Origin of the sequence: Streptosporangium sp. NPDC050855 (assembly GCF_044456585.1) — a bacterium.
Lineage (GTDB): Bacteria > Actinomycetota > Actinomycetes > Streptosporangiales > Streptosporangiaceae > Streptosporangium > Streptosporangium longisporum.
In genome coordinates, this window is record NZ_JBITFY010000040.1 from 1 (window position 1) to 13,085 (window position 13,085).

At 66.3% G+C, this 13,085-nt stretch carries 12 protein-coding genes; 7 read left to right on the plus strand and 5 right to left on the minus strand.

The annotated features are described in order from the left end of the window. Positions 1-68: 68 nt before the first annotated feature. Positions 69-389, plus strand: coding sequence for a hypothetical protein (locus ACIBCT_RS39430; protein ID WP_399197154.1), 321 nt, complete (start codon positions 69-71; stop codon positions 387-389). A 284-nt stretch (positions 390-673) separates the two neighbouring features. Continuing rightward, positions 674-1,491, plus strand: a protein-coding gene (locus ACIBCT_RS39435) for an IS5 family transposase (RefSeq protein WP_399197155.1) whose coding sequence is annotated in 2 segments (ribosomal slippage) — positions 674-1,021 and positions 1,024-1,491 — 816 coding nt in all. Because the reading frame shifts where the segments join, the coding sequence is not laid out codon by codon here. A gap of 333 nt (positions 1,492-1,824) precedes the next feature. Here the strand turns inward: ACIBCT_RS39435 and ACIBCT_RS39440 are convergent. Both ACIBCT_RS39440 and ACIBCT_RS39445 read right to left on the minus strand, forming a co-directional pair. Continuing rightward, positions 1,825-3,198, minus strand: a complete 1,374-nt coding sequence (locus ACIBCT_RS39440) for a flavin monoamine oxidase family protein (protein WP_399197156.1) — start codon at positions 3,196-3,198, stop codon at positions 1,825-1,827. A 438-nt stretch (positions 3,199-3,636) separates the two neighbouring features. Next, positions 3,637-4,032: a DUF1684 domain-containing protein gene (locus ACIBCT_RS39445; protein WP_399197157.1), complete on the minus strand. Its 396-nt coding sequence runs from the start codon at positions 4,030-4,032 to the stop codon at positions 3,637-3,639. Between ACIBCT_RS39445 and ACIBCT_RS39450 the strand changes: the two genes are divergently transcribed. Beyond that, a complete protein-coding gene (locus tag ACIBCT_RS39450) occupies positions 3,991-7,023 on the plus strand; it encodes a Tn3 family transposase (protein ID WP_399197158.1) in 3,033 nt (1,010 codons plus the stop codon). The genes ACIBCT_RS39445 and ACIBCT_RS39450 overlap by 42 nt on opposite strands. Position 7,024: 1 nt before the next feature. Here the strand turns inward: ACIBCT_RS39450 and ACIBCT_RS39455 are convergent, their stop codons facing one another. Further along, the gene (locus ACIBCT_RS39455; protein ID WP_399197159.1) at positions 7,025-7,402 is read right to left on the minus strand and encodes a hypothetical protein; all 378 of its coding nucleotides are present in this window, start codon (positions 7,400-7,402) and stop codon (positions 7,025-7,027) included. A 141-nt stretch (positions 7,403-7,543) separates the two neighbouring features. Beyond that, complete coding sequence (locus tag ACIBCT_RS39460; RefSeq protein ID WP_399197161.1) at positions 7,544-8,146, minus strand: TetR/AcrR family transcriptional regulator; 603 nt, start codon at positions 8,144-8,146, stop codon at positions 7,544-7,546. A gap of 88 nt (positions 8,147-8,234) precedes the next feature. Between ACIBCT_RS39460 and ACIBCT_RS39465 the strand changes: the two genes are divergently transcribed. The 4 genes from ACIBCT_RS39465 to ACIBCT_RS39480 are packed head-to-tail and all read left to right on the plus strand — an operon-like array spanning position 8,235 to position 11,599. Then, entirely contained in the window at positions 8,235-9,461 is a 1,227-nt protein-coding gene (locus ACIBCT_RS39465; RefSeq protein ID WP_399197162.1) for an amidohydrolase family protein, read from the plus strand. After that, a complete protein-coding gene (locus ACIBCT_RS39470; protein WP_399197164.1) occupies positions 9,458-10,312 on the plus strand; it encodes an alpha/beta hydrolase in 855 nt (284 codons plus the stop codon). The genes ACIBCT_RS39465 and ACIBCT_RS39470 overlap by 4 nt, the downstream gene beginning before the upstream one ends. Further along, positions 10,302-11,444 carry an NAD(P)/FAD-dependent oxidoreductase gene (locus ACIBCT_RS39475; protein ID WP_399197165.1) on the plus strand — a complete coding sequence of 381 codons (1,143 nt, stop codon included), beginning with the start codon at positions 10,302-10,304 and terminating at the stop codon, positions 11,442-11,444. Before ACIBCT_RS39470 ends, ACIBCT_RS39475 begins: the two co-directional genes overlap by 11 nt. Continuing rightward, complete coding sequence (locus ACIBCT_RS39480; protein ID WP_399197166.1) at positions 11,444-11,599, plus strand: hypothetical protein; 156 nt, start codon at positions 11,444-11,446, stop codon at positions 11,597-11,599. Before ACIBCT_RS39475 ends, ACIBCT_RS39480 begins: the two co-directional genes overlap by 1 nt. A gap of 296 nt (positions 11,600-11,895) precedes the next feature. Here ACIBCT_RS39480 and ACIBCT_RS39485 read toward each other — a convergent pair whose 3' ends face one another. Then, on the minus strand, positions 11,896-12,483 hold the full coding sequence (locus tag ACIBCT_RS39485) for a recombinase family protein (RefSeq protein WP_399197167.1): 588 nt from the start codon (positions 12,481-12,483) through the stop codon (positions 11,896-11,898). Between the last annotated feature and the right edge of the window lie 602 nt (positions 12,484-13,085).

Sequence of the window (13,085 nt, forward strand, 5' to 3'; positions counted from 1 at the left end):
CCGGCGGATACGACTTCATCGCCACGTGGAACTCCTTGTCTCCGGATTTTCATCATCCGGCACTCAAGGTGTCCACACATCGGGGTGAGGGCCCCTCCTGGAACGTCGGCGACGGCGTCGTCAGCTACAACGACGGTACCGACAGCATCTGCGCCCAGGCGTTCAACAGCGAGGGGGCGCGCTGGGTAGAGGTGACACTGACTCCGGTCAACGGGGGAGGCCCCTCATACACCTGGAGAGACAACAACAACTACTACGGCCACCCGAGCGCCACGTGCCGGAGCTTGGCCACCGCTTACGAGGACACCAACTACCGTGCCACGGTCAAGACCTACTGGGGTGAGCGAGGCACCACGGTGAGCCGCGGCTCTCGCACCTTCTACAGCTGATCGCATCGTTTTCGCTTACTCGGCTCCCCGTGTATCGCTTTGCGACACGCGGGGAGTTCTCCCTGTGACCAGGGCGTCGGGGTGACGGGTGGAGAGCCTGGTCAGCCTGCGAGGAGTTCGGAAAAGTATGGTTCACCTCAGATCTTGCGACGTGAGGCGGCGTCGCGCGTTGCGCACATGTCATCGTCCGGGAGGCGCCATGCTCTCAGCGTTCTCCTATCGGAACCTCCACCAGCGAGCCCTAACAGCGTGTCCTACATGGTAGGTGAGTCGTTGAATCCACCATGGGCAGCGGGCAGTGGGATTTGATCGTCCCGGCGGGGTTGTGGGATGTCGCGCGGTCGTTGCTGCCGGCGCCCCGGGTGCGTCCGCAAGGCGGCGGGGTCCTCGGTGTCGCTAATGAGGCGGTGTTCGCCGCGATCGTCTACGTGCTGGTCAGCGGATGTGCCTGGCGGGCACTGCCGCCGTGTTTCGGGGCCTCGAAGTCGACCGTGCATCGCCGGTTTGTGATCTGGTCGCGGCCCGGGGTCTGGGAGCGGCTGCACCAGGCCGTCCTGGACCGGCTCACCGACGATGGTCTGGTGGATGTGTCACGTGTGGTGCTCGACTCGGCGCACGTGCGCGCCAAAAAGGGGGCGAACACACAGGTCCTTCACCCGTAGACCGGAGCAAACCCGGTTCCAAGCTGCACGTCCTGTCGGATGCGGCCGGATTGCCCCTGGTCGTCGGCCTGTCCGCAGCCAACGTCCACGACAGCCGCCGCTTGAAGCCGATGGTGCTCGCCCTCCAATTGAGACACAACCCCGTCGCGGGCGGGTATCACAAGATCGGCAAGCTCCACGCCGACAAGGCTTACGACCATCCTGAGCTGCGGCGATGGCTGCGCGACAAGCGCATCGGGGTACGCATCGCCTGCATAGGCGTCGAGTCCAGCCAGCGACTGGGCCGCCACCGCTGGGTGATCGAGCGGACCATCTCCTGGCTGTTCGGCTACCGGCGCCTGTCACCCCGCTACGAGCGTCACTCCTATAGCTACCTGGCCTTTCTCACCCTCGCCGCAACCATGACCTGCCATAAGCGACATCTCAAACTCACCAGGTAGGACACGGTCTAAGATCTTCACAACACATTCCGTGTTGCGACGATCCCTGGAAGCCGCCTTGTGGCCCCGGCCAGCCAGTGGCCATCGGCCGAGGCCACGCGCTACGACGCTGTCAAGGTGATCGCTGGACGCCCTACTGCATGGCATTCAACGCAGCCTCCAGACTCTCAGAGCCGGACACCCTCTTATTCGACGACGCGCACGCAGGGAGCAGTAACGTCGCTGAAGCGTGCAGCGTGGACATGCCCCGCCCCACACCCAGAGCTCTACCGGGCAGCGCCGGCCGTCCCGCGGCCGACGCCGAAGGGGATGTCCTCCCTCGGCGGGGCTCTTCTACGCGCGTGCCACGGTGGCGAGTGTCGCGAGTACTTCATCGGCGGCGCGCTGGCCGGCGCGGACCGCTCCGTCCATATGGGCTTCGCCAATGTGGGAGCTCTCCGCACCGGCCCAGTGAACGGGACCGACCGGCCGGGTGAGCCATGGATAACCGGTGTGCAGTACACCTGTCGGCACTCGCGGTACGCAGCCGCTCTGCCATGGCTCGTCGGTCCAGTCCTGCTCGATGTAGTCTTCGGCGTGCTGGGCGTCCGGCCCGAGAAGTTCCGCCAGGTCGTCGAGGACGCGCCGGCGTCGCCGGGGCGCCGAGTCCGGCTGCAGGAGTTCCGGGTCGTCGGCAATGGCCGGCCCGAGGAAGGTTGTCAACACGCCCGCCCCGGCTCCGGCGGGGCTGACGTCGAAGGTCAGCCGGACGAATCCGGTGTCGGTGACGGTCGCTCCGGTCAGACCGTGGTCACGCCACCACGGCCGCTGGTAGATCACGTGCGCTTTGATGCCGGTGCCCATCTGCCAGCGTCGCTGCAGTTCGGCGCGCTCGACGGGGAGTGGCGGGTGGTGTGCGATGGAGTCCGCAGTGGCCGGATCCACCGCGACGATGACCCGGCGTGCGTGTACGGGCTGATGAGTGCGGCTGATCAGGGTGACACGGTCCGGTGAGCGGTGGATCTCGACGATGGGGTGATCGAGCCGTACTCGATCGCCGAGGCGGCGTGCCAGATGGGTGGGCAGTGTGCCGGCTCCTCCGGCGATCCTGTTGGCCAGGGCACCGTCGTGAACGCCGACAAGGTCGGCAAGGCCACCGCACCCGTGGACGTGCGCGGCGAACGCGAGCAGCGAGAGTTCTTCGGGACGGCACCCGAAACTCGCGGCGGTCACCATCTTCAGCACCAACAGGGCGGCGGTGGTACGGACATGCCGCCGCATCCACGCCCCCAACGAGCGCTCGTCCAGCTTCGCCGCGAACCCACCGGACCAGGGCGGGCTTCCAAGACGCGTCGCCATCCGGTCGAGCAGCCACTGCGCGCGTGCGAGATCGAGCATCTCGTGCAGGCGCAGCCGGGGGACGTCACCCCTGTACCGGTGGATGCGGCCCCGCACGCGGAGCAGATTGAGGCCGTCGGTGAACTGCGGCACGAGGTCGATCTCGAATTCGCCGAGCAGGGCGAGAACAGCCTTGTGCCGCGATCCCACCCAGGAGCCACCGCAGTCCACGGCGACACCGGCACGGGTGGACGAGGTCAGCAGCCGTCCACCGACGCGGTCCTTGGCTTCGAGCACCACGACTTCGGCACCGGCCCGATGAAGCCGATACGCACTGACCAGACCAGACAGACCTGCGCCGACGACTGCGACATCAACAGTGGAGAACAAGGAAGAACACCTTCCGGCCGAGGCATCCCGGATACGGGTATGCCGAATTGGCCAGCGTGCTCCACCTACCACCGACGCCGGTAACTGACCGCAGCAATCTAGCAGAACACCGAACAGACAACCGCTGAGCCCAAGCGGCCCCGCTCTGCCGCCCGTGTCGTACCAAGATCCGGTTCGGTGATGAGCTCCTCACGCGAGCACGGATTTCGTCGCGGACGGGGCGAAGGCATTGACGTGGACGGTGATCGGGAAGTACCGCGCACAAAGGTGATCGTCGGCGTACGTCGGCGCGGCTGGGCTTGATGACCTGGGACCATCTGCTTGAAGGCCTGCGAGCCACCGGCCTGGTTCGTCAGGGGCACGAAGGTGACGCCGTTGCGGGACATCGGCTGTCCTGCGACAAGGCGCCCAATGTGTGTCCGGGAGGTGAGGACGACCTTATCGCGTGAAGACGACGCGCTTCTCGCCGGCATGGATCGCATACGGCACACGGTTGCCCGACGGTGCGGTCGGGCACGGTACGGCTGAGGAAAAAGCGTGGGGAAGCAGCATCAACCGGTTCAGGTCCAGCTTCAACCGGCCCGGAGCCGGCTGCGAGATGAGGTACGACCGGCCTTGCGCGGGGGTCTGGGTACCCGACGTCGCGTCCACGACGATCAGCATCAGCACTCCCGGCACGAACGTTTCCACACACGCCAGTTCATGCGTACGAGGGGTGCCGGTAAGAAACGTGTCATGAGCCCCAAACGGCGTTGATCTTGCTATGACTTGCCTGGTCAATGCTGGTTGGTCATGAAACACCCCCCGATGCACATCGACGAGTTGGTCGAGCACTGGACGATCCTGGACGAAGAGCGCGACCTGATCGCCGGAAAGCGCGACGCAACTCGACTCGGCTTCACGATCTTGCTGAAGTTCTACACGCAGCACGGCAGGTTCCCGCGCGGCCGTTCAGAGCTGCGGGAAGACGTGGTTGAGCACGTGGCCAAGCAGGTCCGGGTTCCTGCCTCGGAGCTCGGCTTTTATGAGTGGTCCGGCTCCACGATCGAGTACCACCGCCATCAGATCCGCACGCACCTCGGCTTTCGCACCTGCACGACCGAGGACGCGACGAAGCTGGCGGTGTGGCTGGCCGAGGAGGTCGCGCACGCCAAGCGGCGGCCTGAACGGGTCCGGGAGGAACTGCTCAAGCATCTGCGCGAGGAGCGGATCGAACCGCCGGCGCCTGGACGGATCTCCCGGATCGTGGCCTCGGCCCTGCACAACGCGGAGGTCGCCTGGTCGGTGCGGATCGCCTCCCGGTTGAGTCCCGAGACCACGCAGCGGATCTACGCGCTGGTCGGCATCGACGATGCCAGCCGCACGGTGAGCGAGGGGGCCGGTGGCCGTCAGGAACCTACGGGTGAGACGCCTGCCGAGGACGATGACATCGACTCCGACCTGCTGGCGTTGATCAAGTCCGCGCCGGGCAACGTGAGCCTGGAGTCGATGATGACCGAGATCCGCAAGCTGGCAGCGGCGCGCTCGATCGAATTGCCGCCCGGGTTGTTCGCCGACGTGGCGCCCAAGGTACTGGCCGCTTGGCGGGCCCGGACGGCGGTGGAAGCGCCCTCCCACATGCGCACGCATCCGCGCGAGTTGACGGTGCTGCTGCTGGCGGCGCTGGTCCAGGAGCGGGAGCGGGAGATCACCGACGCGCTGGTGGAACTGCTGATCGCCACCGTGCACCGGATCAAGGCTCGGGCCGACAGCAAGGTGACCAAGGAGCTGATCAACGCGTTCAAGCGGGTGACCGGCAAGGAGAACATCCTGTTCAGGGTCGCCGACGCCGCGCTCGGCCAGCCCGACGATTCGGTCCGCCAGGTCATCTTCCCGGCTGTCAGCGGCGGTGAGCAGACGCTCAAGGATCTGGTGCACGAGTTCAAGACCAAGGGCCCGGCCTACCGCACCACGGTGCAGACCACGCTGCGCGCCTCCTACACCAACCACTACCGGCGCGGCCTGATCGCGCTGCTGGACACCCTGGAGTTCAAGAGCAACAACACCGCCTTCCAGCCGGTGATCGAGGCGCTGAAGTTGATCCGCCGCTACGCCAAGGCGGGCAACACCACCTACTACCCGCGCGGCGAGGTGGTGCCCGAGCACCGCGGCACCGCGGGCGAGTGGGAGGACCTGGTGTTCAAGAACGACAAGCGCGGGCGCCGGCGCGTGGTGCGGATGGTGTATGAGATTGTCACCTTCCAGGCGCTGCGCGAGGCCCTGCGGTGCAAGGAGATCTGGGTGGTCGGCGCTCATTCCTTCCGCGACCCGGAGGAGGACCTGCCCAAGGATTTCGCCGCCCGCCGCATGGAGAACTACGCCGAGCTGCGCAAGCCGCTGGACCCGAAGGACTTCATCGCCGAGTTGAAGGCCGAGATGCGCGCCGAGCTGGAGGCACTCGACACCGCGCTGCCGAAGCTGGACTGGTTGGCGATCTCCGAACGTAAGTCCGGCGCGATCAAGCTGACGAAGCTCGGCCCGGCGGATGAGCCGCGGAACCTGCGCCGGATCAAGAACGAGGTGAGCCGGCGCTGGGGATCGGTCCCGCTGATCGACATGCTCAAGGAGGCGGTGCTGCGTACCGGCTGCCTGAAGGCGGTCACCTCGGTGGTGGGCGGCTCCAGCCTCAAGCCCGAGGTCCTGGCCGAGAGGCTGATGCTCGCCATCTTCGGGTACGGCACCAACACCGGCATCCGGGCCGTGGCCTCCGGTGGCCACGCCCACAACGAGGACGACATCCGCTACGTACGGCGCCGCTATCTGACCCCGCAGATCGCCACCGACATCGCGATCGCCATCGCGAACGCCACCTTCACCGCCCGGGACGTGGCGCTGTGGGGCGAGGGGACGACCACCGTCGTCTCCGACTCCACGCACGTGCGCGCCTACGATCAGAACATTTTCACCGAGTGGCACTCCCGGTACGGCGGCCGCGGCATCCTCATCTACTGGCACATCGAGCGCGGGTCCATGGTCGTGCACTCCCAGACCCTGCGCGCCTCGGCCTCGGAGGTGCACGCCATGATCGAGGGCGCGGTCCGGCACGGCACCACCATGAAGGTCGAGGGCAACTACGTCGACTCCCACGGCCAGACCGAAATCGGGTTCGGCGTGAGCAGGCTCTTGGGCTTTGACCTGCTGCCGCGCATCAAGCAGATCAACAAGGTCAAGCTGTACCGGGTGGAGAGCGGCGAGAGCGACCTGTACCCGCGGCTGACGCCCGCGATGACCCGACCGATCAAATGGGAGCTGATCGAGCAGAACTACGACCAGATGATCAAATACGCGACCGCGATCAAACAGGGCACCGCCTCCACCGAGGCCATCCTGCGCCGCTTCACCGAATCCGCCTCCCACCCGACCTACCAGGCCATGCTGGAGGTCGGCCGCGCGCAGAAGACGATCTTCGTCGCCCGCTACCTCCGTCTCCGGGAACTGCAGCGGGAGATCCAGGAAGGGCTCAACGTGGTGGAATCCTCCAACGGCGCCAACTCGGTGATCTTCTACGGCAAGGGCGGCGACATCTCCACCAACCGACGTGAGGAACTGGAGATGAGCGTCTTGTGCCTGCGGATCTTGCAGGCGGCGCTTGTCTACATCAACACGCTGATGCTTCAGGACGTCCTGGCCGATCCGGAGTGGGCCAAGCTGCTCAAACCCGCCGACCGCCGCGGGCTGACGCCGTTGTTCTGGCAGCATGTCCAGCCCTACGGCGAGGTACGGCTGGACGTCGCCAAGCGACTGGCGTTGAGCGGGGATGCCGCGCAGCCGGGCAGCCCGGCGTAGGTCACGATCGCGTCGTCATCCGATGCGCCCGAACTCGGCAGGCCGTTGAGCAGTAGCGGCGGCGCCGTCCCGTGGCAGGTTGGCGGACGGTCAGCCCGCATTCGGGAGCCTCGCACAGCGTTTCGTTACATGCTTCCGCTGGCGTGGGATTGGGTGCGGGAGTTTCGTTACGCGGGTCGAACAGGGCCTCGTGGGCGTTCAGGGGGCGGTTGGACCACAGCACTTCGGTACGGCTCTCCCACTGTCCGCCCTGGCTGGTGCTGGCCTCCAAGGTGTAGCGGTGCCAGCCGCGATACAGCTCCTCGTCATACAGCGGATCGCCAGTCGGGTCTTTCCGCACCCGCCCGGCAGCCACCGCACTGGCGATCCACGTCAACACGCTCTACCAGCGACTGGCCGCAGCCGACCGCCTGCTCGGCGAGGGGCCGCAGCGGGCGCTGGAGTTGCACATGCTCCTGCCCCTCACCGCGGCAAGCGGTCCGCTGGATGGGCCGGACGGCGGCTGAACCTGACGCCCTACTCAATGCCCCGGGCGTGTCCGTGGAACGGATTGGTCCTTGCTCATGCGCAGGATCAGGGCGACCGCGTCCTCCGAGTGAGCTGTTGGAGTCAGAACCTCCTGTAAGAGCAGGCCACGGAGCGCGGCAATGGTGACGGTGGCCAAAGTCAGCGCTTCCTCGGTGTCGACCCCTTCGCGTTCCGCGAGCGAGGCCAGCACCTTGGTCAGGTCGTCGAGCGAGTCGATGAACTCACGAAAGTCCTCTGGGCTGTACGCGGCCAGTCCTACGACGTGAAAGAAGCCGCGGACACGCGACAGCTGCTCCGGGCGGGTGTAGGCCCGCCAGATCGCCATGACGAGGTCGTCGAAGGTGCCCTGCTGGGCGGCCTCGAGCAGTGCCTCGTTGTCGCGGGATCGCTGTGCCTTGAGCATGGCCGCCAAGACGCCCGGGAGTGACCCGAAGTGGTATCGCAAGAGGGCGTGGCTGGTCTCGGTCCTAGCGGCGATCTCACGGAGCGACACCTCCGGTGTGGGCAGGCCCTCGCCGAAGGCGTCGAGAAGCCGAGCCAGGAGACGCTCCCGTGCGTCGCTCTTGCGTTCCGTGCTTGACAGGATCACTCCCATAGTTTATCCATTGGAAAAGAAGCGCTGCCGGTGCCGGGTTACGTCACACATGGTCGCAGCCTGCTCGCAACGGCGGAGGGAACGACTCGTGGGACGTGTTCAGGTAGTCGGCGCGGCGGTCGTCGACGGGTCGGGTCGCGACCCCAGCGACGTCAACGTCACCATCGAAGACGGGCGTATCACCGAGCTTGGTGCCTCCGCCGCACACGGCGAGCACCTCGATGCCGAGGGGCTGACGATGACGCCCGGCTTGATCGACGCTCACGTTCACCTGGGCTTGTCGAGCCTGATCCAGCCGCAGTTCTCGTTTCAGATCAGTGCCGCTGAGCTCGCGGCGGACATCTTCGCCACGGCCGGCGCGACGCTCGATGCCGGCTTCACGACCGTTCGGGACACCGGCGGGGTCGACGGCGGCCTCGTCACCACGATCGCGAAGGGCAAGGTCAGGGGGCCGCGTGTCCTGTCGTGCGGACCGGTTCAGTGCCAGATCGGTGGGCACGGCTACTACGGAGCCGACTGGGAACCCACCGAGCTGTGGAGCAGCCATCACATTCCTGGTCTGTGCGCTCTGTCCATGATGTCGGGCAACGCAGACGAGCTGCGGAGCAACGTGCGCGAGGCCTTCCGTCGCGGAGCCTCCTTCCTGAAGATCTGTGTGACCGGCGGCGTGGTTGGGGCGCACGACCGGCTGACCGACACCCAGTTCACCGTCGAGGAGATCGCCGTCGCTGTCCAGGAAGCCGCGGCACGGGGCGCCTATGTGACGGTTCACGCCCACAACAACGACGGCATTCGGAACGCCGTCGAGGCCGGGGTGCGCTGTGTCGAGCATGGCACCGACCTCGACGAGTCCACGGCCACCCTGATGGCCACTCGCGGGGTTGCCCTTGTGCCTACGTTCGCTGTCGTCGAGCAACTGCTGCATGACACCGCTGGAGCCGGCCTCGGCGAGTCGACCCGCGATCGCGTGATCGGTGTTCGTGAGCGGATGGCGGAGGCGCTCGCTGTCGCCAAGGAGGCCGGAGTACGGATCGGGCTGGGCTCCGATCTCATCGGTCCGGCTCAGGACCGTCGAGGCGAGGAGCTCAGGTTGCGTGCAGCGCTCGAGACGCCGATGGAGGCTCTCGTGGCAGCCACCAAGACCAACGCCGAGATCCTTGGCCTGTCCGACGAGGTGGGGGTCATCGCTCCCGGCATGCAGGCAGACCTCGTGCTCTGGAACGGCAACCCCGTCGAAGACCCCGAATTGTTCGCTGACCCCGCCAACGCCGTCCTCGTTCTCCAGGCCGGCCGAGTTGTGAAGGACCTCCGATGAGCACCATGTGGCAGGGCTGCCTCGCCGACACCGACTACTTCGAAATGCGTTCCGGCGGCGGGCATGACTACGGCGTCTGGGTCACCACGCCACCGGGCTACGATCCCGCCGCGACGCAAGCGCCTGTCGTCTATGTGCTCGACGGCAACTGGGCCGTGGGCATGACGGCTCCGCTCATCGTCACCCAGATGGACCCCATGCAAAAGATCCAGCCCTACATCCAAGTCAGCGTCGGCTACGCAGGCGAGGAAGCACAGCACTGGGATCGGCTGCGCAACAGAGACCTCGTGCCATCTGGCGAGCCCATCGCCAAGGAGCTCATCGATGCCGTGGAGGTGGGAGTCCAAGCGGGCGCGAGGACACGCGAAGAAGCCGACGCGTACCTCGCCGAACTACGCGACACTCACGCCGATGCCTTCCTGAGCTTCCTTACCTCGGAACTGCACCCGCGAATCGAACGCGACTACGGCACAGCCACGAGCGGTCACGGCCTTTTCGGCTACTCCTACGGCGGACTTTTCAGTCTCTACACCTGGCTCACCGGCTGCACGCTCTTCGAGACCATCGGAGCGGGCAGTCCCGGCGTTGCCAGTGAAGACAGTCAGGTCTTCGCGCGGCTCGAAGAGCTTGGCGACAGCCTGCCTGCCGCCAAGCTTCACGTGACCGTCAACGACCGAGAGCTTCTCGGAGACCTGGCCATTTACCAGAACCTCACGAAGAACGCGGCCACCGTCCTGCACCGCCTGACCGCCCGCGGCGGAGCCGTCACCAGCGCGGTCCTGCGCGAAACGCATGTGACCGGCCTGCAGGCCTCCTTCCTCAGTTACCTCAGGACCTGCCGTGCCCGGTAAGCGCCTGAGTACCGATGTGGTCGTGATCGGCGCAGGGGTGATCGGTTCGTCGATCGCCCTTGAGCTTGCACGGGCGGGGCACCGGGTTATCGCGCTCGATCGGGCCCCAGGGGCTGGACAGGGGTCGACCTCGGCATCGAGTGCGGTCGTTCGGTTCAACTTCTCCACCAACGCCGGGGTGGCAACGGCGTGGGAGGCGCATTTCGGCTGGCTGGACTGGGCCGGCCACCTCGGGCACGATGTCGGCGACCTCGCGATGTTCCGCAAGAGTGGGCTGGTCATGCTGGACGTCGAGGCGGCTCCGCGTACGTCGTGGCTTCCGTTGTTCGATGAGATCGGTGTTCCCTACGAGGAATGGGACAGCGCGACCTTGGCCGAGCGCGTCCCAGGTATCGACGTCGGCCGCTATTGGCCGCCGAGGCGGCTCGACGACGAGGAATTCTGGGAGGACGCGAAACAATCGCTCGGTGGCGTGTACACCCCGGACGCCGGTTACGTCTCGGACCCAAGCCTCGCCGCCGTAAACCTCGCCGCCGCGGCCTCGGCGTGCGGGGCGGAGTTCCGCTTCCGCAGCACGGTGACAGCGCTGGAGAAGGCCAGCGGGCGCGTGACGGCGGTGCGACTGTCGGACGGCACCCGGATTCCCTGTGCCGTCGTGGTCAACGCGGCCGGTCCGTGGTCGGGCGCGTTGAATCGGTTGGCCGGCGTGGGTTCCGACTTCACGGTCGGTGTGCGCCCGATGAGGCAGGAAGTAGCGCACGTGCCGGTCCCGGAGGGCTATGGCGGGCCCGTGGTGGCGGACATGGATCTGGGCACCTATTTCCGCGGTGAAGGAGGAGGGGGCCTGCTCGTCGGCGGAACGGAACCGGAGTGTGATCCGATGCAGTGGACCGACGACCCGGACGCCGTCGACATCCACCCCACGGCCACGGTCTTCGAGGCTCAGGTGACGCGGGCCGCGCGGCGGTTGCCCGACCTGGCGATGCCCAACCGGGCCCGCGGCGTGGTGGGCGTTTACGACGTCGCCGACGATTGGACTCCGATCTACGACCGCACCGAACTCGAGGGCTTCTACCTCGCGATCGGAACGAGCGGCAACCATTCAAGAACGCGCCAGTCGTGGGTCAGCTGATGACGGAACTGATCAACCAGGTGGAGAACGGCGTCGACCATGACGCGTCGCCCGTCCGGTTCCGGGCCCCGCGCACCGGCCTGGAAATCGACCTGGGTGCGTTCTCTCGTAAGCGCAACCGAAACACCGCGAACACGGGCACGGTGATGGGCTGAGCCGGAACGCATACGAGGCGTTGCATCCGGGCGACCTTGATGCCCAGCCGTGGTCCAGCGTCTGCCTACCGGGCTGGGTGGCGTACGCGGCCGTCATCTCAAAGGCGACAGTGAACGGCTCGACCGCGAGTCAAAGGCGATCGAGTGCTCCGCGAGGACATCGCCACGCTCGCAGTCGGCGAACCGATACAGGGAAAACAGCCCCGCGCAGGGCAGGTACTCCGGCTCTTCAAGCCTCGCGAGCCAGCTTGGCTTTGCCGCCGTAGTAGGTGATCGGGTGCAGCACCGTGGTCCTCCTACGCCGAGACTGGCTTGCCGGGATCGAGGTGGCGGTAGATCGTGGCGCGGCTGACGCCGAGCCGGTCGGCGATTTGCTGGACGGTGTAGCGGCGCTTGCCGTCCTCGCCCTTCATCTCGTACAGCGCGCGGGCCATCTCGAGCCCGTGGGCGTCCAGGGCCGCCGGGCGCCCGCCGACGCGGCCGCGCGCGCGGGCCGAGGCCAGTCCTTCGAGGGTGCCCTCGACGATGAGCTCGCGGAGGAACTCGTCGAAGGCACCGAACATGTGGAACTGCAGGCGCCCGCCGGGTGTGGAGGTGTCGATGCCCTGCTTGAGCACGAGGAGGTCGACCTCGCGCTCGCGAAGCTGCGCGGCCAAGTCCAGCAGGTGGCGCAGTGAACGGGCGGCGCGTGACAGGCGGGTGATGACGAAGGTGTCGCCAGGCCGGAGGTAGTCGAGCGCCTTGTCAAGCTCGGGGCGTCGATCGATCTTTCCCGATGCCTTATCGACGAAGATCCGATCGCATTCCGCCTCGGTTAGGGGGTCGCGTTGACTATCGGGGTTCTGGTCTCGGGTGGACACCCGACTGTAGCCGATCCTGCTCACCTTGATATTGTCTCATAAACGGTCTCTGCCGTGGATAGTGAAACATAGTTTTCGTACGCGGGTTGTGAGACGCGATTCTCTAGTCGAACGCCGAGAGCAGGGCTATGGGCCCAGGGCGTCTCAGAAATGTTCGATTTCGCACAAGATCAAGTCGCGTCGGTCGAGGACCTCGGGGTGGTGAGCCGCTCGTTTGGGGCTCATGACACGTTTCTTACCGGCACCCCTTTTTGGGGGCAGGGCGGTCGGCATCCGTCACATGACGGTGCTTTCCAGGTTCGCTAACCTGTCTTCGTCGCGAGGCGGGGCGGTATGTAGCACGCCGTCGCGCACGCCGTCAGCAGCAGCAGTGTGACCGGTAGGGCCGGTCGTTGATGTTCCGGTGGAAGGCGACGGACGTGGTGGGCGTGTGTGGTGTTCCCGAATCGGGTGGAGATCATCGGTATCGCGGTCGATGCGTTTGCGGGCGAGGTCATCGGCGGGGGGTGAAGAAGGTGCGGAGGTCATCGGCGAGGAGCTGAGGGTTTTCCTGCGCGGCATGGTGCCCGCCCTTGTCGTATGTGTTCCAGTGCACGATGGCGCTGTGGTCGCGTTCGGCGAGTGGG